19 protein-coding genes and 1 tRNA gene are annotated in these 23149 nt (G+C 47.9%); 8 read left to right on the forward strand and 12 right to left on the reverse strand.

Features of this window, described 5'->3' with window-relative positions:
* The first annotated feature begins 53 nt into the window (after positions 1-53).
* Positions 54-124: transfer RNA gene (locus HF894_RS08750), tRNA-Gln, on the forward strand.
* A 518-nt stretch (positions 125-642) separates the two neighbouring features.
* Here HF894_RS08750 and HF894_RS08755 read toward each other — a convergent pair.
* The 3 genes from HF894_RS08755 to HF894_RS08765 form a co-directional block, all read right to left on the reverse strand.
* Complete coding sequence (locus tag HF894_RS08755) at positions 643-1308, reverse strand: DUF1349 domain-containing protein (RefSeq protein ID WP_204971665.1); 666 nt, start codon at positions 1306-1308, stop codon at positions 643-645.
* Positions 1309-1320: 12 nt separating this feature from the next.
* Positions 1321-2475, reverse strand: a complete 1155-nt coding sequence (locus tag HF894_RS08760) for an acyltransferase (RefSeq protein WP_204971666.1) — start codon at positions 2473-2475, stop codon at positions 1321-1323.
* Positions 2476-2562: 87 nt separating this feature from the next.
* Positions 2563-3096: a Crp/Fnr family transcriptional regulator gene (locus tag HF894_RS08765; RefSeq protein WP_246593182.1), complete on the reverse strand. Its 534-nt coding sequence runs from the start codon at positions 3094-3096 to the stop codon at positions 2563-2565.
* Positions 3097-3295: 199 nt separating this feature from the next.
* Between HF894_RS08765 and HF894_RS08770 the strand changes: the two genes are divergently transcribed.
* Entirely contained in the window at positions 3296-4045 is a 750-nt protein-coding gene (locus tag HF894_RS08770) for a class I SAM-dependent methyltransferase (protein WP_246593183.1), read from the forward strand.
* A 30-nt stretch (positions 4046-4075) separates the two neighbouring features.
* On the opposite strand, the gene HF894_RS08775 is transcribed toward HF894_RS08770, so the two are convergent.
* The 7 genes from HF894_RS08775 to HF894_RS08805 form a co-directional block, all read right to left on the reverse strand.
* Positions 4076-4969 (reverse strand): EamA family transporter, encoded by an 894-nt coding sequence (locus HF894_RS08775; protein WP_246593184.1) that lies wholly within the window; start codon positions 4967-4969, stop codon positions 4076-4078.
* A 117-nt stretch (positions 4970-5086) separates the two neighbouring features.
* Positions 5087-7129 carry a beta-glucuronidase LacZ4 gene (gene lacZ4, locus HF894_RS08780; RefSeq protein ID WP_204971668.1) on the reverse strand — a complete coding sequence of 681 codons (2043 nt, stop codon included), beginning with the start codon at positions 7127-7129 and terminating at the stop codon, positions 5087-5089.
* A gap of 276 nt (positions 7130-7405) precedes the next feature.
* A complete protein-coding gene (locus tag HF894_RS08785) occupies positions 7406-8794 on the reverse strand; it encodes a sulfatase (RefSeq protein ID WP_239481086.1) in 1389 nt (462 codons plus the stop codon).
* An 85-nt stretch (positions 8795-8879) separates the two neighbouring features.
* Positions 8880-10679: a RagB/SusD family nutrient uptake outer membrane protein gene (locus HF894_RS08790; RefSeq protein WP_022021797.1), complete on the reverse strand. Its 1800-nt coding sequence runs from the start codon at positions 10677-10679 to the stop codon at positions 8880-8882.
* Positions 10680-10702: 23 nt separating this feature from the next.
* Positions 10703-14113, reverse strand: coding sequence for a TonB-dependent receptor (locus tag HF894_RS08795; protein WP_204971669.1), 3411 nt, complete (start codon positions 14111-14113; stop codon positions 10703-10705).
* Between the two features lie 17 nt (positions 14114-14130).
* Positions 14131-15147, reverse strand: coding sequence for a FecR family protein (locus HF894_RS08800; protein WP_246593185.1), 1017 nt, complete (start codon positions 15145-15147; stop codon positions 14131-14133).
* Positions 15148-15292: 145 nt separating this feature from the next.
* A complete protein-coding gene (locus tag HF894_RS08805; RefSeq protein WP_021848771.1) occupies positions 15293-15895 on the reverse strand; it encodes an RNA polymerase sigma-70 factor in 603 nt (200 codons plus the stop codon).
* A gap of 551 nt (positions 15896-16446) precedes the next feature.
* Here HF894_RS08805 and HF894_RS08810 point away from each other — a divergent pair.
* The 6 genes from HF894_RS08810 to HF894_RS08835 all read left to right on the forward strand — a co-directional run bounded on the left by HF894_RS08810 (position 16447) and on the right by HF894_RS08835 (position 22166).
* Positions 16447-17202, forward strand: coding sequence for an exodeoxyribonuclease III (locus HF894_RS08810; protein ID WP_204971670.1), 756 nt, complete (start codon positions 16447-16449; stop codon positions 17200-17202).
* Between the two features lie 132 nt (positions 17203-17334).
* Positions 17335-18177, forward strand: coding sequence for a 5-dehydro-4-deoxy-D-glucuronate isomerase (gene kduI / locus HF894_RS08815; protein WP_204971671.1), 843 nt, complete (start codon positions 17335-17337; stop codon positions 18175-18177).
* A 32-nt stretch (positions 18178-18209) separates the two neighbouring features.
* The gene (locus HF894_RS08820; RefSeq protein WP_021848768.1) at positions 18210-19013 is read left to right on the forward strand and encodes a gluconate 5-dehydrogenase; all 804 of its coding nucleotides are present in this window, start codon (positions 18210-18212) and stop codon (positions 19011-19013) included.
* Between the two features lie 109 nt (positions 19014-19122).
* Entirely contained in the window at positions 19123-20352 is a 1230-nt protein-coding gene (locus HF894_RS08825; protein ID WP_204970594.1) for a DUF4861 domain-containing protein, read from the forward strand.
* Positions 20353-20679: 327 nt separating this feature from the next.
* Positions 20680-21129, forward strand: a complete 450-nt coding sequence (locus HF894_RS08830; protein WP_204971672.1) for a DUF3836 domain-containing protein — start codon at positions 20680-20682, stop codon at positions 21127-21129.
* An 83-nt stretch (positions 21130-21212) separates the two neighbouring features.
* Complete coding sequence (locus HF894_RS08835) at positions 21213-22166, forward strand: acyltransferase family protein (protein ID WP_246593186.1); 954 nt, start codon at positions 21213-21215, stop codon at positions 22164-22166.
* 3 nt (positions 22167-22169) lie between these two features.
* Here HF894_RS08835 and HF894_RS08840 read toward each other — a convergent pair whose 3' ends face one another.
* On the reverse strand, positions 22170-22853 hold the full coding sequence (locus HF894_RS08840) for an MIP family channel protein (protein ID WP_075318270.1): 684 nt from the start codon (positions 22851-22853) through the stop codon (positions 22170-22172).
* 114 nt (positions 22854-22967) lie between these two features.
* Positions 22968-23149: hypothetical protein (locus HF894_RS08845; protein ID WP_204971682.1), on the reverse strand; the 182-nt coding region annotated here is incomplete at its 5' end.

Here is a 23149-nt window from a genome sequence, read left to right on the forward strand (position 1 = left end):
ATCACCGAAACCCCTATCTTTGCACCGCTTTTTAACAGAAAGCACCTAAAGTTTGGACTATGGTGTAATGGTAGCACAACAGGTTTTGGTTCTGTTTGTCCAGGTTCGAATCCTGGTAGTCCAACGAACAAAGACTCCGATGTTCCTCGTGAATGTCGGAGTTTTTGTTTTCAATGTGTCATCGTTTCGAGCAGAAACAGATACAAAATGCCAGCAAAACACGCTTTTCGCTGGCACGTTCCTTTTTTAAATCAGGCAAACGGGAGGGAAAAACAGCCCTCCTGCTTCCCTTTCCGGCAGGAGAATGCATGTTTAAGCGGGGCAAAGTGCATGTTTTCCCACATCAGATTGCATGTTTTCCCTCGGCAAAGTGTATGTTTTCCCTCGGCAAAAGCAATGTTTGACGAGGGAAAAGACTATATTTTCCCCGTTTTCGGGCTTCAAAGCCTTCGTTTTAGGGCTTCCGACTCCTGATAGAGCGGCTTTCCGCCTCGTTTTTCTTCCAGAATTTTTGTAAGGATTTCGCTATCGCATTAACAATGAACGGATAAGACCTTCCGCTCTTCGTTTTTTTGCATCAGCCCTACCATCGGGCCGAACGGAGCGATTCTCAGGCGGTCGGCGCGTCAAAATGTCAATCTGTCACAAACCTAGCCTGAAGTTTCCGATGCAGTTCTCTGTAAATTCTATGTTGGAGAAAGTTGCCCGGGTACCCTTGCCTATCGGCGATTGGACGCTGATAGCCATATAAATCTTTGCAGGATATATGTTTCGGTACAGGCGAACCAGTTGCCATACGCTTCCTTCAACGGAATAATAGAAACCCACCTGCTTCGTATCCGACGAAATCTTCATATAGACAGCTTTTTCTGTAATCGCATCATGATTATTGTCATCGGATGTTTCTGCCGTCCGTACAGTGACAAGCCTTGTCTGCTTCCGTTCGTCCATTTCGAAAGCAAACTTTTGCCATAGCAGGTTGCTGTGGAAGATATAAATGGCTCCTGCATCATACGTCTCGTGAAAAGTTGGTTCTACCCGTGCAGAGAAGGTAAAAGGTTTCGTGTTGTCCACTTCCTTCAGCAGCAAGGGTGCGTTTGCTGTATGTGGGATACCGTCGGGAGCGTTGAAGAAGTCGGTTTTTTCCTGACAATAGATGGTCAGTGTGTCATTTTGAACAGTATATTCAGGTGAGTTGATACACAGGTCAAACTTACCTGCCCGGCATTCTTTCGGTTCGGGTGTTTCATTGTTGGAAGTATGGTTACATCCTATAAACATAAGTGATATTAAGATTAAATGTTTCATAATTGGCTGTTATTATCCGAAAATCCATTTTGAATACTTGGGAGAGAACTTGTAGCAAAGCGCAACAAATGCCCAGCAGATGGCAAAAGCTATGACTGCCGTGACCGGAATGCGGAGCGATACAGGTATGGCCATCGCATCGGCCAGGGCATATCCCAGCCCCACAACGAAATAGTGGGCCATATAGATTCCCAAACCACATTTTGTAATGTTGGCGAGGAGAGAAATGAGCTTGTCTGACTTTATCTTAATCTTGCGGACAACGAGAAACAGGGCAGCGGTCATGAGTGCCACATTGGGGGAACAATACAAGAAGAACAACTCCATTTCCTGCTCCGAACAGTCGGGGTTGGCAGTTATGGTCTTGAATCCTGTGTATGTGACAATATAGCCCGCCACAAACATAGGCAGAGTGACGGCAAGTGTTTTCGTCCAGCTCCACTCCCTGACGTCATTGGCCAGATAATGTCCGAGAAGAAGATAACCGTTGAATCCGGCAAAATAATAAAGTGTGCCGAAGGAATTCCAAGCGCTGATACCCAGCAAGTTGGGCGAGAAGAACGAATAAGCGTACGGCAGGAAAAGAGTCAGACACCACAATCCCAGGAATATCCTTTTCTGCTTTACCGTAGCCCGTTCCACCCACAGAGAAAAAAATGGCATATACAAGTAAAGGCCTAGCAGCATATACAGATACCACATCGGTACGGTATAGACATTGAACTGGAAAGGAATCAGAGCAATATTCCTGGCTGCGTCGGCGAATGATTGCGAAGCATCGGCTGGCGCGTATGCAAAAACATCCGATATCAGCGTTTGCGGTAAGCCAAGAACCCCTGTAATCCAAGGAAACAGGTTGTATAAAACCGACCACAGCAGAAAAGGGAAGGCTATTCGGAGGAGCCGTTTCTTATAAAAATCTTCGAAAGACATCTTTACGGGCAACAACAATATGCCTGTAATCATGACGAACAAGGGTACGCACGGGCAGAGGAATGAACCGTAGATACTTCCCCAACGGTTGAATTCCGGGTTTGAGCGCGCTTCCGGCGAAACATTGAAGGGATCTGAACAATGGATGCAGATGACCATAAAAATGGCAAACAGTCTTAGCACATCAAGCCAGACGATTCTTGATGTCTGATTGGTTGATAAATTTTGCGGCATGAGTATTATGTATAAGTTCAGCCGCAAAACTACAATTTTGTATCATAGGTTACAAAACAGAACGACTTGTGCGGAGTAATTCTTTAACTATTTAATGTCCTTTCTTAGTTTCCACAGCGTAACGGGTGATATTCCCAGATAGGAAGCGATATAACTCAGATTGACTCGTTGGAATATTCCTGCATCTTTCTGATATAAATCTTTATAACGCTCTTCTGCCGACATGTACAAACGGTAGATGAGTCTCCTTTCCATTTCGACAAAAGCTTTCTGATGCAACAGGCGCAACCAGTTTGATATCTCGATATGCCGGAAGCAGAGTCCTTTCAATTCGGGTATGGGAATATAGTAGAGCAACGAATCTTCGAGTACCTGTACCCGCTCGTTTTCATATCCTTCCGTTGTACCGTAAAAACTGTTGGTAGAATATATCAGTTCTCCTTCCTGGCTGAACCAGGAAGTCATCTCCTTTCCGTTGATGAGGTTGAAAGAACGGGCAATACCTCTTTCAATCATGTACACATTGTTGTCTTTGACAAGAGGCTTGATCAAGATTGTTTTCCTGGGTACTCTAATCGGACGAAGGTGGCTCACGAATATATCGAGAGTCTCCTTGTCCATATCGATAAAGCTTTTTATAGAATCAATAATATGGTCCATAATGTTTGTTGTAAGGTTGGACAAAAATAGGAAATGTGTCATTTATAATCAAAAAGAGATTGATATATTGAATATTATAGCCTGAAATAAATCTCAGGATTGAGGCCGTTTGGCTTTTTATTCTACTTTTGTTATATTTGTACAAATAAAACGATCCCTCATGAACGAAATGGAGTTAATGATGCATTTGCATCTGAATAATGACCGACAAGGGCCGGGTAGTGAAGAAATGACCCGTCTTGCCTTGGATATAGCGCGAGTTGACAAGGCTACGTGCTACAGAATGGCAGACTTGGGATGCGGCACTGGTGCACAGACACTCACGCTGGCTCAAGAACTACAAGGTGAAATAGTGGCGGTCGATCTATTTGAGACCTTTTTGGAAAAGATGCAGGAACGGATACATAACGCACACCTTAAAGCTTCTGTCACTTCTTTGGCGGCTTCCATAGATCATCTGCCTTTTGCCGAAGGCGAATTTGATATCATCTGGTCCGAAGGTGCGGTTTACAATATCGGCTTTCGGAAAGGAGCCGGTTATTGGAAAAATTTTCTGAAAGAAGGTGGTATTCTGGCTGTATCCGAATTGTCGTGGACAACAGGCTCGCGTCCCAATGAGTTAGAACAGTTTTGGAAAGAAGCTTATCCCGAAGTCGATACCGTATCCAATAAAATCAGAGTTCTGGAAGACTTGGGATACAAGGTGTTAGGCCACTTCATTCTGCCCGAATATTGCTGGATGGAGAATTATTACCTTCCATTGCTGGAAAGGCATCCCTCTTTTATGAAGGAGTTCGGGCATCTGGAAGTAGCACGAAACATTGTATCGATGGACAAACAAGAAGTTGACTTCTACAAGCAATATAAAGACTATTATAGTTACGGTTTCTATATTGCTCAAAAGATGTAAGAAGGAGAGAGACGGTAACTTGGAATCCCCTCATCGCTTGGTCATGGCAATCATGAACGTGATGGCCACCATCGAAATCAGAATACCGACAACAATGTTCGTCGTAAGCGCTTCGCCGAAGACGAGTGTTCCTACCAGAATGGCCGTGACGGGCTCGAAGACACCGAGCACGGAAGCCTTGGTGGCCCCGATGTTGCGGGTAGCGATGGCCAGCGTGGCGGTGGATACGATGGTAGGCAGTACGGCGAGCCCTACCAGACTCAGCCAGGCCGTGTGGCCCGTCAGACCCGTCGTTACCCCTGTATCGGACAGTGCAATCTTGCCCAGAAAGACAATCGTACCTACCGAAAGGGCGTAAAAGGTGAGGAGGCTGTTCGAAATGTTGCCGATGACTTTGCTGCGGTTGATGATGACGATGAACAGCGCATACACCAGAGCCGAGGCGAAGGAGAGCAGAAGGCCCATCGGGTTGACCGTCTGCGACGAATCGCTCTGCATCATGATGACCACCCCTACGAACGTCATGCCGATGGAGAGCCATACCGGCCACGAGGGGACTACCTTCAGAAAGACCATGATGATGGCTACCAGGACCGGATAGAGGAACACGATGGTCGTAGCCAGCCCCGAAGCGATGTACCTGTATGCCTCGAACAAGGTAAGGCTGCTGGTCGTATAAAGCAAACCCAGCACGAGCAACACGCACGCCTGCTTCCACGTGACCCGAAAACTGTGCCTGCGCAACAGCAGGAACGCCCCCAGCAACAGCACGGCAATAGCATAACGGAAGAACAGGATAGACTCAATCGAAGCCCCGTCCTTCATCAACGGAACAGCAAACAAGGGGTTCAATCCATACGTGATGCCGGTGATGACACCGGCCGGATAACCGATAATGGCGTTTTTACTGAGGGTCTTTATCATTTCTGTATATTGGCTAAAAATTTCAGGCCGCAAAATTACAGAAAAAAACGAATAAAGGAGGAAGTGCCCTCATTCATTTTGGCACGTCCTCCTTTGTCTTTCATCGGACCTACACTGTCAGCGCGGCTGATACGTGCAAGTCATGCTGTCCGTCAAGATCTGGCGTTTGCCCGCGGATGCCTCTATCCGTATTTCGTTGAGGCCTGGTTGCAGAGTGACGCCTTCCCAGCGTACAGTGGCATATGCGTCGGCCGCAACTTTCCCATAGCTTTTCCCATTGACAAACAATTCCGCCTGAGAACAAGTGGTGAAGGCCATGAACGTTTGCTGCGGACGCGTGCGAAGGACGCAACGCTTCTCGGCCAGATGGAGCATGGGCTCATCGGGACGCCAGTTGGCTTTGTAGAAATAGAAGGCGTCTTTGCGCGTGCGGCGGTCGAAAGTGATCAGACCTTTGTCATTGATGCCGGGGCGGTCGCCTTCATGACGATGGGAGGCTCCGAAGTCAAACATGTTCCATACGAAACTACCCCACAGATAAGGCCGGGAAGAAATGGTTTTCCAGTTTTCTATGTGATAATAAGTCTGCCAGTTCTCCGGATGCCAGGTACCAGTAGGTTGAGGTTTGGCCAAAGTATCTTGCTGATGGTAGACACTGGCACCGGCACCGTATTCACTGATAGCAATACGAAGCTGCGGATGGTCGCCGTGGGTCTCGTCAAGCCAGCGGCCCAAGTCGGCAGGGGTGCCCCCGTACCAACCGTCATAACGGTTCCACGCTATGGCGTCGGTAACAAAGTTGAGGCTGCCTTGGGACTGATTGCTGGCGGAGACGGTAAGACGGGTAGGGTCTTCGCGATGAGCCAGGTCGTTAAGTTCACGAACATATTCTACAGGATTGTCTCCAGTTTCTTTCAGTTCATTGAAAAGCCCCCATACGCAAATGGACGGATGGTTGCCATGCTGGCGAATGAGTTCTTTCAGTTGTTCTTTACCGTTAGCACGGAAGTCGGGCAGGTCTACAAAGCCTTTGTCGGCATACCCGCCGGGGCCCACGAATGGAATTTCCGCCCACACAATAATGCCGTAACGGTCCATGAGATCGTAAAAATACGTAGCCTGCGGATAATGGGCAAGGCGTACGGCGTTGACACCCATCTCAAACATGAGGGCGGCGTCTTCATCATGATGGCAAGTGCGCAGAGCGTTGCCTATCTCCGGACGGTCCTGATGGCGACATACACCGTAAAGGGGCATGTGTCGTCCATTGAGGAAGAAGCCTCGGTCAGGGTCGATGTGAAAGAAACGCAACCCCAAGGGCTGAATGACGCAGTCTGTAATGCTACCTCCCCGTGTGAGGGTTACTTCAGTCTGATAGAGGAAGGGATCGCGCCGGCCATCCCACAGGTGTGGATTGGCAAGATCGAAGCGCAAAGTATCGCAAACGGTACTGTTTGCGGGCAGGGTCAGTTCTTTCCGAAGCTCACGGACCGTTTTGCCGCCATCGTTCAGGCAAAATTTCAGTTCCACCTTCTGCGGTTGAGACGTGCCATTGGAAAGATCTACCAAAGCGCGGACAGCGGCATACTCATGCGATACGCTGTCTTGCATCAAGCGTACGCCGGGCGAACCGTAGTTGAGGGGAGAAATACAGACTTCATCGGTGACGATGAGATGAACGTCACGGTAGAGACCGCCATACATATTGAAGTCCCCCACGAGGGGCATCACGTCAAGGCGTTCGGCATTATTGACACGCACTAGTACGGAGTTGTCTTTCCCATAAATTACCCGGTCGGTAATCTCGAACACAAAAGCACCATAACCACCTATATGCTGACCCACGTGACGATGGTTGATAAAAACATCGGCCACGTTGCCCGCCCCCTCAAAGCGAAGGAAAAGGCGTTTACCTTCCCATTCGGGACGAATGAAAACACAGCGTTCGTAGTTACCGATGCCGCGTTTGTAATCTAATTTGCCGGAAAGGGCGTCCTGGGCGTTCCAGGTATGCGGCAAATCAACACGGATGGTCTTGCCTTCTACCTGATGCGAAAAACGGAAATCCCACTGATTGTCCAGCAAGATGTCCTGACGCTGAGCTGAGGCTGTGGCGGATAGCAGGAGCCAGGCAGCCAAGAGAAAATGAAAAATGCGCATGAGAGCAGGGATTAAATATTACTAATGAATATCCGCATGAAGCCAAGTCTTCTTCTGGACTTTCCATCGTCTATCCTGCGACTTAGCCATGTCAAGGTACGGAGTCGGCAAAGTATTGCATAGGAGGACTGTAGAAATCAGTGCCACCTTTTCTATAAATCAGTGCCACCTTTTTTAGGAATAGGTGCCACCTATTCTAGAACTCGTCAGTACTTAGTCATCCTCTTTTCGCGGGAATGACATTGGCTTCTTGCGGACATTTATTTATTACTATTATCAAGGAATATTTTCAGTTTTGACTTGCCGGATGAAACGAGACAGACGCCTGACATCATCGGCATATTGCGGCAAATCCGCCCGGTTGCGGTCTTCCTGCGGATCAATATGGTGGTCGAAGAGCATGTGGGCCGCCCGCAAACTGTCTTTCATCCATACCGCATAGCTGAAACGGTTGTCCACAGCGTTATCACCCCCTTCCCACTGGATGTAGACGCAAGACTTGGTAGGCGCTTGCAGGTCTTGAAATACTTGGGCAAAGCTCTTGCCGTCCAGTTGTCCGTCGGGCATAGGTAGGCCGCACAGTTCACACAAAGTGGGGTAAAGGTCGACAAATTCCACCATGGAGCGACAGTCGCCTTTCTGCATACCCGGTACACGGACAATGAGGGGCACATGCGTGGAGCGGTCCATCAGGTTATGTTTCCCAATAAAGTTGTGTTCACCCAGGTTCCACCCATGGTCGCCCAGCAGTACGACAATGGTATTGTTTGCCAATCCCAATGAGTCGAGGGCATCGAGAACCTTGCCTATTTGGGCATCCACATAGCTCAAGCAAGCGTAGTAACCTCGCTTTACCTGCTGCTGGAAAGTTGTGTCAGTCGGGTCTCCCACACAAGCATAAGCATTGATTTCACCAGAGTTCTTCACTTGGTGTGGCAGCCCTTCAGGACGGAAGCGATCCGGAGCAGGCGATATAGATCCAGGTGGATAAAGGTCCCAATATTTTTTGGGAGCATTAAACGGCAAATGGGGTTTCCAAAAACCGCAAGCCAAGAAGAAAGGTTTTCCGCAGTCTTTCAACCGAGTCAGGTCGCGGATAGCGCGCAGAGCCAGCTTGCCATCATCGTAAGCGGTATCCGGCACTTCAGCCTGTTCGCAGAAAGGTCCCCGCATAGTACGCGGATTGATGTGACGACCCGATTCGGAGTTCATCCACAACTCCCAACGGTTATATTCCGCCCAATAGACGTCATATCCATCCGGATGAGTGCGGAAAGGTGGCTCACTCCACGAATCGGCATGGTCTTCGATGTGATGGAACACTTTGCCATCGGACACAGTATGGTAGCCGTGGCGGGTAAACCATCCGGAGATCGGTATGGCTTCGGGGCAGTCCTTACTGGCACGGGCAGAGAAGTGAATGAAACGATCCGGATAACGGGGATAGACACCAGTGAGCAAGCTGGCGCGCGAGGCGCCACTCACGGGGATGTTGCAATAGGCGTTGCGAAAGACGACTCCCTCGGCTGCCAAACGGTCTATATGGGGAGTTTTGACTTCTTCCACTCCGTAACAGCCCAGTTCGGGGCGCATGTCATCCGCCATCAGGAAGAGAACATTCATACGTTGTTCCTGGGCGTCCGCCCCTGCCGAAGCAAAAAGCATCGGCAGGGCGGAGCAAAGCAGAGTATATGGTCTCAATACGCTCATGGCCATTCAGAAATTGATGTAATAAAATTAAGAAAAAACATCAATTCTCGTTCTCCCAGCCAGGATTTTGGCCCAGTTGTGGGTTGAGCGCCTGCTGATTCAGCGGGATGGGACGCAAGTAATATTTGTCCAGCCATCCTAACGGTTCGTTGAAGAACCAAGCGTAACCGTCGGCATTGACTTTCACAGCATTGTTGTAGTAAGACGGATCAGCCACGTAGACACCGAGAGGTTGCTTGTTGAGGTACTCACCTTTCTTCCAGCGCCGCAGGTCATCGAAGCGGAAACCTTCGCCCATCAACTCAACACGACGTTCGCGGCGGATTTCCCACAAGACAGGATCCACGTCTGGATCTCTTGCCGGGTCGAAATCGGCGCCAATGACGTCCACGTTCATCGGCTGCACACCGGCACGCTGACGCAGCTTATTAATGGTCAAGTCAGCTATGCTGTTGTCAAACTCACCCAGTTCCCACTTGGCTTCAGCATAGTTCAGCAGGATTTCGCCTAGGCGGAACAAGGGTGCGTCTGTGGTATTTACACCAGTAGCGTTGGTGCAATCCGTGTGGATGTTGTAGTACTTCCACATCCAGAAGCCCATTTCAGAAGCATTCCATGCCGTACTCCAGTTATAGGAAGTGAAGTGAGGCTGCTCTTTCACATAGAATCCCTTGAAGTTGAGTGTGGGCAGGCGATGGTAAGTTTCGCCAGAGATTTGGGCCATAAGGTTTATGAACTGCTCATCTTGAGCATTTCCGGTCAACTCATAACCGGTAGACGTAGCCGCCGCGCCCGTAAGGTTTACCCGATAAGGCGGGCATACGGTAAAGTAAAGACGATAATCTCTGTCCGTGAACTGGGCATAGACATCCTTGTCACCTCCATATTGACTATTAACATTGCCAATGGGTAAACCATTGCTGCACAAATAGCTATCCACAGCATCTTTGGTCATCTCTATCTTCGATTCACCAGTACGCACCATACGGGTAAGGCCATGGCACAATTGAGCAGTCTCGTATTTCTTGTAAAGAATAATACCTTCCACTCCTGATAGATCTTCCGAATTGAACAACTCATCGTAAGGCGTATGCAGGGTAGTATAATTGGCCATCACCTTTTCTGAAGCCTCTACGCTAGCGCGAAGGTAAGTTTCCGCATCTTGTAGCCCGTGATATTTCCGCCAAGTGCCTTCAAAGAGGCCGTAACGGGAAATCAATGCGTTCACCACATCGGCGTTGATGGTATTTTCCCCATCGCCTTCGGCTTTGATATGTTGTGCGGCATACTGGAGATTTTCCAGAATGTTCTTTGCCACTAGGTCGCGCGAATCACGGGGAGCGTACAGCTCGGGACTCTCATCTGTCAGCACATGTTCTATCCAAGGGATATCACCAAAATCGGACATTATCATGAAATATTTGTAGGCACGGAAGAAGTAGCCCACGCTGCGCCAGTGCTCTTTCTCCGTCTCCGTCAAAGACGAGCCATCAATATTGTCCAACATCAGGTTAGCCCTCCGGATATATTTGTAATCCCAGTGTTCCGTATCCGTCGCTTCTACTCGTGCGGTCTGGTAGGCATACTGACTTTCGAAGCCGCTGACGGCGCGTATCATATTATCAGCATTATATTCATCCTCGAAATAGTTCATATTTTGATCATTACCATATCCATAGAAGATATTATACAGCCCCCAAGCGTAGGTTTTGAAATTGTCGTAAGTACTGAAGGCGGTGGCTTCCGTCTGTCTGTCTTTGGGATCTACGTCCAGGAAGCCGTCGTTGAGGCAGGATGCCATGCACAGGCAGATACCTATGCTCATAATATATTTTTTCATATTCTGTCTGTCGTTTTTAGGGTTTATAAAGTCAGGTTGATACCAAACGAGAACTGGCGCAGGTACGGATAGTTGAAACCGCGATACTCCGCCGAACGTTCGGGGTCGAGCCCCTTCGGCAGGTGATCGAAGGTGAAGAGGTTTTCACCGCTGAAGAACACTTGCAAGCCTTGCACGCCCCAAGGGTTGAGCCATTGTTTAGGGAACGTGTATGACAGGCTGATATTCCGTATCGTCAGGTAAGCCCCGTTTTGCAGGAAGTGCGTCTGCGTCATGCGGTTGGCAGCCGAGTTACCTGCTGCCTGCGTATAGAGACGCGGGAAATACGTATCCGTACGTTCAGGGGTCCAGTAGTCGAGCTGCGTATTAAAGATAGTGCTGTAAGGGTCATATTGCGGATAGAACAATTCGTTCATAATCCAAAGGTCGCGCTTGCCCACGCCTTGCAGGATGAAAGAGAGAGATATCCCTTTCCAACTTGCACCGCCGCGGATGCCGTACTGATAGCGGCGGGTGTTATTGCCGATGATGCGCATGTCACCGGAGTTCAGCGCCGTATTGTCGCCGTTGTTGATGATGCCGTCATCGTTGTGGTCCACATAGAGCACATCGCCCGGATTAGGGTTGTATCCTTCCACTTTGGGAATGCCCGGTTTCAGGGTGCCGCCCGTGAGATCAGCCTGCAACGTGCCTTCTTCAAAATCGTCCACCGTATAAAAACGGTCAGTGTCATATCCCCAGATTTCGCCCAACTCCATGCCTTCACGGTAATATCTATCTCCCAGCAGCTGAGACTCATTATTATATTTAGTAATGTGCGTGCGCGAGTCATAGAGGTTGAAGCCCACGTAGTAGCTCCAGTCACCTATGCGGTCGTTCCAGTCTACCGAGATTTCCCATCCTTTGGAACGAAGATCGGCCGTATTTTGAGTCGGAGCATCGGCTCCCAATACGCCAGGAAGTTCCATGCCCGGCGCCAACATACCTTTCGTATCGCGACGATACCAGTCAAATGTGGCATTCAGACGGTTGTCGAAGAGTCCCAGATCAAAGCCGAAGTCCAGCGTGCTCACTTTCTCCCAAGTGAAAGAGTTGCTCACCAATGCGGGCGGCTGCAGCGTAGTCGGTTTGATCGTGTCCACCACCCAGTTGGGATTGGCGGCGCTCATGGCAGGCACAAACTGGTAGGGATCCACGCTTTGGTTACCAATGTTTCCCCACGACCCTCTCAGCTTCAGGTTGGAAAGGAAAGAGTCACTCCAATCCATGAACGCTTCCTCACTGACGCGCCATCCGGCCGATACGGAAGGGAAGAAGCCAAAGCGGCTATCTGACGGGAACTTCGACGAGCCATCATAGCGCCCGTTGGTCTCTATCAGGTATTTGCCTGCAAAGTCATAATTAATACGGTAGAACAGGCCACGTACCTTGTATTCTGAGAAGCTTTCAGAGTTCTTGTATTCACCCGTGCCTTGCGAGAGTGACGGCAGGTCTTCGTTAATCATATCTAAGCGTTGTGCCCATACGTAATGGTAAGAGCTGCTTTCCTGATTGAAGCCTCCCATGACGGTCAGATCATGCTTGCCGAAGGTCTTGGCATACGTGCCGTAAAAGTTAAGTGCGGTATAGTCAGTCGTTTCGCGGCCAACCTCATAGCTTGAGTTAGGTGTGGATGTCTCCTGACTGAAGTTACTGTTGCCGTTGGCATAGTCAAACTTGTTGATATTGGTCGTACTTTCCTTATCCTTCCGGTTGAACGTATATTCGCCGATGATTTTCAGGTCTTTGAAGGGTGTAATGGTCACCTTCCCAAAAATACGGACATTATCCCGGTCGTTCAGTTTAGGTGCTCCTAACATGATCTGGTTGCGCGGACTGTTGACAGGCAACAGGGCACCGTCGCTTGTTTCCACCTCGCCCAGCGGGAAGTAGGACGGGAAAGCCACCGCCGCACCCCAGATGCCATAGGCTGCCGACGAGTTGGGCATGGAAGAAGACATATTGGTGTACTTGATGTCCAGCTCCGGCGTAATCCACGAATAGACATCCGAACGGATGTAAGACGAGATATTGTAACGTTTGAAACGGTCCTTATTCGTCACCATCACACCGTCCTGGCTCACCATACCGGCCGACATGCGGTAGGACAAGCCTTTCGTTCCGCCGCTCACGGCTAGGTTATGCGTCTGCTGGAAGCCCGTCTCCAGCATGTCATCGAAAAGATCAGTCTCAGCCAGCTGGTAGCGCATGCCGTCCACCTCGGCATATCCTTCCGGATAGCTGCCCGGGTTCTGACGGTATTCTTCCAAGAAACCCAGCCACGTATCGATGTCCTCACCCGTGCGGTATGTGCCATTCCAACCCATGTCTTTGTAAGCCTGCACGGTCTCCATGGGGCTTGCTTTCTTGGGCATGTTCATCGGTGTACTGAACGAGAAGTTATTCGAATAGTTGATGGTCAACCGCTTGTCCTCGCTGCCCTTCTTGGTCGTCACCAAGATGACACCGAAGGCCGCCCGCGCACCGTAGATGGCCGAAGCTGCCGCATCCTTCAGCACCGTTACCGACTCGATGTCATTCGGATCCAGCATATTGATGTCCATCTCCACGTTGTCCACCAACACCAGCGGGCTACCACCATTGATACTGTTCGTACCACGAATATTAAAAGAGAGTTCCGAACCTGGTTGTCCAGAGGTACCTGTCACCTGCAAACCCGGCATGGCGCCCATCAAAGCGTTGCTCACCGACACGACAGGACGGTTGCCCAGCACCTCATCCATCTTCACACTGCTAACAGCGCCTGTCAGGTTAGCTTTCTTCTGCACACCGTAGCCTACGACCACCACTTCATCTATCATGCGCGAGTCCTCGTGCAACGTCACACTAATAGGCTGTCCATCGCCCACGGCCATTTCCGTCGAAGCGTAGCCGATGTAAGAAACAGTGATACGGTCACCTGGCTTCACCTCCAGGCTGAAGTTGCCATCCACGTCCGTAATGGTACCTCCCGTGCCGTCCACCACCCGTATGTTGGCACCTATGACAGCTTCACCGTGTACGTCTACGACCTTACCTTTCAGCACGAACGAACCCCGCGCCTGTTGTGTGGGTGCCGAGTGGAACACTACGATACGGTTGCCGTTCACTTCATAGCGTATGTCGGTGTCTGCCAGCATCTGGCGCAACATCTCTTCTAGGGTACCCTCATTGACGTCTACCGTAACTTTTCTTGTAAGGTCGATATCCTTGTTCCGTATCAGGAACGAATAATCACCTTTTTCCTTGATTGCCTCAATAGCTTCCTTCATGGTCACGTTTTCCACCCTGACGGTGAACTTCCGGCCCTGGTCCTGGGCCTCCAGCGGTAATCCCGCCCATGAGCTTCCTGCCCAAACCAGCAGGAACGCCACGACGATTTTTCTTAGTTTCATGGAATGTTGATTAATGGTTAATATGAATGTTTGGCTTTGTCCATGATGGTTATTGTACCATCCTTCCTGTGCCAAGTATAGCGTCCGTCCACGTTGATTTCCCGCAGGATGTCGTCCAGTCCCTGATCGCGGTCGAAGCATCCCGAGAAGCATTCTCTCTTCAGGCGTTCACTTCCAATGTGTATTTTCAGCTGGAACTTTCTTTCCAGTTTTCGGGCGATGTCTTCAAATGGGGTATTGTCAAAGGTCAACCCGCCATCCGTCCAGTCACCGACTCTTCGCGCGTCCGTCCTGGCTTTCACCACTTTCCCCGTCCGGCGGTCATAACTTGCCATCTCGTCTGGTTTCAGTTCCAGCCCCGTGCCTCGAGGGGTCTTCATGGCGATGCATCCTTCCACCAGAGCCACTGTCACCATCTCGTCGCCACTGTAAGCGCAGAGGTCAAAGACTGTTCCCAATACCTGTACCTGCACGTCTTCCGTATGGACCGTGAAAGGTCTTTCCTTGTCTTTCTCCACCTCGAAGAGTCCTTCTCCGTCCAGCCAGATATTACGATTGTCAATGCCGAAGCTTCTGGCATATCTCAACGTAGAACCTGCATTGAGTGTCACGACAGATCCGTCCGGCAGTGTTACCTTGGTCCGCGAGCTTGCCGGCACCTTGATTTCGTAAGGTGTCTCCGCAGCCATGTAGGCACGTGTCAGTTCCTCGGAGTGATGATACCACAAGGTGTTGCTCACCAGCAGCAGTGCCACGGCTGCGGCCGTCGCGAGCCATGCCACCATCCGCCTCCGCCGGCCGGAAATCCGCATGGCTTTCGGTTTCTCTGAAGCAACTTGCCGCTTGATTTTACTCAGGTTCTCTTCTTCCTTCCCGACGAAAGCCGGCAGGGAAGCTACGGCCCACACGGCCGACATGCGCCGCATCAGCCGCGCCGCTTCCTCATCCCGCTCCAGCAAAGTCTGCAGCTCTTGCCGTTCCTTTTCAGAACATTGTCCCGCAAGGAAATCCGCAATTCGTGATTCTATATTCATACTGTTTTTGTCTTCCATATACAGTTATATACGCAGACTACAGAAAAACGTTTAAAAGAAAAGCATTTTTTTTGCGTAACCCAGGCATTTTTATCTCGGAAAGCCTCATCCGCCGCATTCTGCCCAGGTGTGTGAGGCAGGGGCGTCATTGCCAACACTCATGAAGCATCATCAGCACCGTAATCATACACGGCGTGCCCAAGGCTTCGCGCAGCTTGTTCAATGCAATGCGCATTTGCCCCCTTACGGTAGACACGCTGAGTTGCTGTTCGTCGGCTATTTCGGCATAACTTTTGCCCTCATAGAGGCAGGCCTGGAACACGGCACGGCATCGAGGTGGCAGTTTCTCCACTTCCGCCCGGATGAGGGCATCCATCTCACTGTCTTCCAAGGCATGTAGCGGATTGTCCGTAGCGATGATGCGCTTTTCCAGATAGGCATAGATTTCCTCCACGTGGTCCGTCAGCAATCTCTCGTTAAAATGGGAGGAACGCAAGTAGCTGACAGCCGCGTTCTGGGCCGCCCGCTTCAAGTAAGGCAACACCGGGCAGGCCACGCGCTCCTTGTTGCGCCATACACCGACAAAGACATCGTTCACCAGCTCGGCGGCCACGTTCCTGTCATGCACGTAATAGGTCACGACGGCGCACAAGTAGAGGTAGTAGGCATGGTAAATAGCGTCAAATGCCTTCATATCGCCCCTGTTCAGTCGAACCACTATCTCTTCAGAAATCTCTTGTTGCCTCATTCTGTTTAATGACTTTTATGCAAACTTACGAAAAATAACTTGTTTTTATGCGGTTGCACTAAAAAACAAACTTCTATTACTGATAATTTTGTCCTATAGCGACAATATTTATGACATGCAACGCCTTTGCGGCAAGCGAATGGACGAAAAGAAACGCCCGCAAGCGGTATTGATGCGGAACTGGTGTACAGCAAGCATATCTACCGACACGAGACATAGTCCTGATTATCAACAAAAAGAGTTTCTACCCCACTCTCACAAAATGAGAAACATTTTCTCATAACGAGAGAAGTGTTTTCTCTTAACGAGAGAAATGTTTTCTCTTAACGAGAGAAGTGTTCTCTCTTAACGAGGGAAAGGTTTTACCTTAAAAGGGGAAGGCAGGTAGGAAACATATCAGGTTGTCCTGATTTCAGGACATACGATGACAACTTCCTCCACCTACTCGAATTCCAGTACCATATTTTACAGGCTTCCACATTAAAAAACGAGTTTTTTTTCGTATGTTTGCCCATGCATCATCTATTAATGAAAAGAACAAAACGATAGACATGAAATTTATCTCCTGGAATGTAAACGGGCTCCGCGCCTGTAAAGATAAGGGCTTCATCGAAGCTTTCCACCGGCTCGACGCCGACTTCTTCTGCCTGCAAGAAACCAAAATGCAAGAAGGACAACTGGACCTTCCTTTCGAAGGTTACACATCCTATTGGAACTATGCCGAGAAAAAAGGTTATTCGGGCACGGCCATTTACACACGCCACCAACCGCTAAGCGTCAACTATGGCATCGACATCGAACACCATGACAAGGAGGGACGCGTCATCACGCTGGAGATGCCAGACTTCTACCTTGTCACCGTCTATACGCCCAACTCACAGGACGAGCTGCGCCGTTTAGACTACCGCATGACGTGGGAAGACGACTTCCGTACTTACCTCCTGGCGCTCGACGCGAAAAAGCCCGTCATTGTGTGTGGTGACCTGAACGTGGCCCATCAGGAAATCGACTTGAAGAATCCCAAGACCAACCGCCGCAACGCAGGCTTCACCGACGAAGAGCGCGCCAAGTTCACCACCCTACTCGCAAGTGGCTTTACTGATACCTTCCGCTACTTCTATCCCGACCAGCGGGATATATATTCATGGTGGTCCTACCGCTTTCGCGCCCGTGAAAAGAATGCAGGCTGGCGTATTGACTACTTCCTGGTATCGAATCGCTTGTGTGAAAAACTCACCGACGCCAAGATACACACCGACATCTATGGTTCAGACCATTGTCCTGTAGAAGTAGACATCAACTTTTAAGTTTTGTACAATATTAATAGATAATAAGTACAAAAAAGTAAGGAGAGTCCGTTTTCTTTTGCTACATTTGCATCGTGTACGCAAACGAAGACCGTACAACGAGTATTTAAGGATATAAAAACAGTTAGTTCCATGAAGACAAACTATGAAATCCGCTATGCTGCGCATCCCGAAGATGCAAAGAATTATGATACCCGACGCATTCGCCGCGACTTTCTGATTGAAAGAATTTTCATCCCAAACGAAATAAATATGGTATACTCCATGTACGATCGAATGGTGGTAGGTGGTGCTATGCCAGCAGGCGAAGTATTGTCTTTGGAAGCTATTGACCCACTGAAAACTCCCTACTTTTTAACTCGTCGCGAAATAGGCATATTCAACGTAGGTGGTCCTGGTATAGTAAAAGCTGATAACACAGTATTTTCATTAGATTATAAAGAAGCTCTTTATTTGGGCTCGGGCAATCGTGAAGTAACGTTTGAAAGTCTCGACTCTTCCTGTCCTGCCAAATTTTACTTTAATTCTACAACTGCCCATTGCAACTATCCAGACCGTAAGGTAACAAAACAAGATGCCATCACAGCCGAGATGGGTTCACTCGAAGGATCCAATCACCGCTGCATTAACAAAATGCTTGTAAGTCAAGTGTTGCCTACCTGTCAGTTGCAGATGGGTATGACGGAACTAAAACCTGGCAGTGTATGGAATACCATGCCTGCTCACGTACATAGCCGCCGAATGGAAGCTTACTTCTATTTTGAAGTACCAGAAGAACATGCAGTATGTCATTTTATGGGAGAAATAGAAGAAACACGTCACCTATGGATGCGAGGCGAACAAGCCGTCCTCTCACCAGAATGGTCCATCCACTCGGCAGCAGCTACCCACAACTACACTTTCATTTGGGGTATGGGTGGTGAAAACTTGGATTATGGCGACCAAGATTTCTCAAAAATAACAGATTTGAAATAAACCTAAGTTTAATAATTTAATATTTAAACGTTATGAATCCTTATTTGAATTTTTCTTTGGAAGGCAAGGTAGCCCTCGTAACAGGTGCTTCCTATGGTATTGGTTTTGCAATCGCTTCTGCCTTTGCAGAACAAGGTGCAAAAATCTGCTTCAACGACATTAACCAAGAATTGGTAGACAAAGGTTTGGCTTCTTATAAAGAAAAAGGTATCGCTGTACATGGTTACGTATGTGACGTAACGGATGAACCTGCTGTACAAGCTATGGTTGCGCAGATCGAAAAAGAAGTAGGCCCCATCGATATCCTGGTAAACAATGCTGGTATTATTCGCCGCATCCCGATGCACGAAATGGCAGCATCTGAGTTCCGTAAGGTAATCGATATCGATTTGAATGCTCCGTTTATTGTATCTAAAGCCGTATTGCCTGGCATGATGGAAAGAAAACATGGTAAGATTATTAATATCTGCTCTATGATGTCTGAGCTGGGTCGTGAAACAGTATCCGCTTATGCAGCTGCCAAGGGTGGTCTGAAAATGTTAACTCGTAACATTTGCTCTGAATATGGCGAATACAACATCCAATGTAATGGCATTGGCCCGGGCTACATCGCTACTCCACAGACAGCTCCGTTGCGTGAAAAACAACCGGACGGTAGCCGTCACCCGTTTGATTCATTCATCTGCGCCAAGACTCCGGCTGGCCGTTGGCTGGATCCACAGGAACTGACTGGTCCTGCAGTATTCCTCGCTTCCGAAGCTTCTAACGCCGTAAATGGCCACATCCTCTATGTAGATGGCGGTATCTTGGCTTACATTGGCAAACAACCTAAATAATTAATTTCATTTAGGAATACCCATTTAATGGATAATTGAAACGGAACAGTTTTCCGGATTCAATTATCCATTTTTCTTATTTATCAAAACATTAATCTCTCTTCTTTATATGAAAAAAATATTCTTATCCTATATAACGGCTTGCATGTTATTGGCTTGTACAAACAATCAACCAATGACAGTAACCGTCAGTAACCCACTGGATATAGATCGTTCTGGAGAAATGGTGGAAGTATCCATGGATGAAATCAGTAATCGGCTAAAATTAGCTGATACAGCACAAATTGTGGTACTCGATGCTGAAGGTACCGAAATCCCCTATCAGATAACTTACGATGATAAAGTGATATTCCCTGCAACAGTAGCTGCCAAAGCAACAGCTACCTACACCATTCAGGAAGGAATTCCTCAACCTGTAGAGGTAAAAGCCTGTGGACGCCAATATCCAGAACGTCTGGATGACATGGCTTGGGAAAATGACCTGGTAGGTTTCCGTGCCTACGGACCTGCTCTACAGGCTGGAGGCGAACGAGGTTTCGGCTATGATCTATTCCTGAAACGTAATACTTCCGAACCGATATTGGAAGATCTGTACGCTAAAGAATTAGATAAAGAAGCACGTGCACGCGCTGCTGAATTGAGAAAAACAGATCCCCAAGCAGCCTCTGAACTATTGCAATCTATTTCCTACCACATTGATCATGGTTATGGTATGGACTGTTATGCTGTAGGCCCGACACTAGGTGCAGGCGTAGCAGCTCTTATAGACAATGGTGAAATTGTTTATCCATGGTGCTACAAAGATTTTGAAGTATTAGACAACGGTCCGCTACGTTTCACAGTAAAATTAGAATTCAATCCACTAACTGTAAAGGGAGATAGTAATATCGTAGAGACACGTGTCATTACCCTCGATGCAGGTTCTCATCTGAACCGTACCGCTGTATCCTATACTGGACTTCAGGAATCTCTACCTATAGCAACTGGCATTGTTTTACACGACGATGGTGCCGTAAAGACTGATGCAGCCAACGGTTACATGACTTATGTAGATCCGACCACAGGTCCTGACAACGGCAAAGTATTCGTAGGAGCAGCCTTCCTTGCTGATATTAAAGAAGCGAAAATTGTAAAATATTCCAATGACGAAAAGAAACAACATGGTAATGCCGAAGGACATATTTTAGCAACTAGCGACTATGAACCTGGAGCAAATTATGTCTACTATTGGGGATTTGGCTGGGACCGTGCAGACATAAAAGATATCAATGCATGGAATAACTATATGGCTAATTTTGCACAAAAAGTACGCAACCCGTTAACGATAAGTATAAACTAAAAGAAAGCATTATCAAAACATCCTATTCCCTAAAATAGGACGCTCAAATGCCCTGTATGGCCGTCATTCATCAGACGCACTACAGGGCATTTTGTATGTTTTCGAACACCAAAAGCGGACACATGTCCGATAACGAACAGAAGGGAATAATGAACAGACACTGATTATCAAATATTTAAAAGTTTGGCATGCCATTTGAATAATATTTAAGTGAATGGACGTTCGAGAAGAAAGAAACTCAATAGCGCAACTTTTCTTTCTACGAACAACGTCTAACTGATAAAAATAGAAACTAATAACAATAACTCTTTAAAACAAAACTGAATTATGAAAACTATGAACGTATTCAAAGCATTGGCACTCGCCGTAATCACACTGGTCAACCTTCTCAACACCCAAGCAATGGCACAGAACAACTTCATCACCAATGAAGAAGTAAAGAACAACCTCGTCGTATCGAGAACCATCTACAAGCAGGATGGCAACTATCTGCACAACCACATGCGTTACGAATTCACTTATGACGAACAAAACCGTCTTATCAGTAAAACAGCTTCCAAATGGGACGGTACTGTTGATAAATGGATTCCTTACTTCCAGATGACCTACCGCTACGAAGCCAACGAAGTCATCATGAGCTATGCCCGCTGGAGTGAATCACAAGAAACGTTCAGTAAAGACAAGAAAGAAACAGTATATGAACTGAACGAGAATAACATCCCCGTAGCCTGCCACCAAGTAACAGGAATTCCCGCTCTAATAGCCGAACGACGCTGATTGTTAAACTCACTGCATCATTTCCGAGGAGCGACAAAATGGTGTACTTTTGTGCACAAATAATCTTTAGAACTCTCACCAACATGAAGACAAAGGATCCGTTCCTCGGAAACGAACGTACCCTGTCCGGCAGGATGAATGAAATAGACTACCTGAAATGTGTCTGTATCCTATTGATGGTAATCTTCCACCTAACCTACATCGGCGACAAATATCCCTATGCCAAGCAAGTGGTTTACACCTTCCACATGCCAATCTTCTTGCTGATTTCAGGTTACCTGACCAATATTGGGAAGTCCATTAAAGAGTTTCTGAAGAAATACTTGTGGATTTTTATTCCCTATGCAGTAATGGAAACAAGTTATGCGGTAGCTTCCTGCCTACTACCCGTACGCCAAGGACTGGAGGAACTGAGCCTGCCGGCCATAATCGAAGCGATTTTCGTCTCACCCGTAGGCCCCTACTGGTATCTACATACGCTTATACTCTGCGCCTTACTCTACTACGCTATCTTCCACCTTGTACGAGGAGAAGCAATTACTCGTTTTATCATTCTAGGACTCTGCCTTTATGGCTTGACATGTCTACACCTACTAGCTTACGAGAATGCTGCTTACTTTCTAGGCGGATGCATATTGGCACAGACCCACGTAAAACTAAATCGTTTCTTCCGCCCATCTATATGGGCCATTATACCATTCATTTTATTGTGTGCCGTACCCGAAAATCTGTCTCGCGGGAGTTTGTCCGGAATAATCATTACCTACCTGGCATCATGTCTGTTACTCTACTTCTACCCACTCCTGACGGATCGCTTACGTCGAGGCAGCCTGTACATCGGACAACATACGTTAGCCATTCTACTTTTTTCACCTGTTTTCACCATGCTGGCTAAAGGTTACTTGCCACTGCTGTCCTTCGATCCTACGGGTATACTATTCCTCGTAACGGCTACCGCCCTAGCTGTGGGCGGCAGCCTTGCCATTGAACAAATGTTATACCGATCGGGACTTTCCCGCTATTTTTTCGGAAAATAATGACTACTTACGACCTGCAGCAAAGAACTTCCACACCAGCGCACTACATGCAGCACCCACAAAAGGAGCTACAATGAAAAGCCACAGCTGTGAAAGAGCCTGCCCACCTTCAAGTAAAGCAGGGCCAATACTTCGAGCAGGATTGACCGACGTACCTGTAATAGGGATACAAACGATATGAATCAACACCAGTGTCAAACCAATAGCCAGGCCAGCCAAATTACCTGCACCACCTTTCTCATCAGTAGAACCAAGCACCACCAAAACAAAGATAAAAGTAAATACAGCCTCAGCAATAAACGCCTGTCCCGTCTCACTCGGATCAAACGTATTGGAACCAGTGGCTGTAGGCCCATCGAATCCTCCTGAAGATACTAACAACGACAGTATGAACGAACCGATGATAGCACCTAATACCTGAAAAATCATATACATCGTAGCATCCTTACTATTCATACGCCCCGACATCCATACCCCCAGCGTAATAGCAGGGTTAATATGGCATCCTGAAATGCTTCCAATCGTATAGGCCATAGCCACTACGGATAAACCAAAAGCCAAAGCTACTCCCAAAGTTCCTACTCCGGCACCTACGGTGTCGGCTGCACTACCTGCGAATACAGCACTGCCGCATCCCATTAAGACAAGCACCATCGTGCCTATCATCTCTGCCAAATACTTTCTCATACGCTTCGATTTTAAGGATTAGACATTATTTCAATAATAAATTCCTTAAATATAAACATTTTCTTTATAAGTCGATTTGAAGAAAACGCATTTTAACACTTTAATTTTCTTGAATCATAACCTTAAAGATAGAAAATAAACAACTTGAAAGGCTTTTGGAAAAGAGAGACTTCTATATTTGAAACACAAAGAAGGTGTGTCAAAAAGCACACCTTCTTTGTTTAGCACAAAGCCCCGACTTTCACAAGCTGGGGCTTTGTTATTACCTAAAGATTTTGTATCTTTAAGCCTAAAGA

The sequence above is a fragment of the Caecibacteroides pullorum genome, from assembly GCF_019239235.1.
Lineage (GTDB): Bacteria > Bacteroidota > Bacteroidia > Bacteroidales > Bacteroidaceae > Bacteroides > Bacteroides pullorum.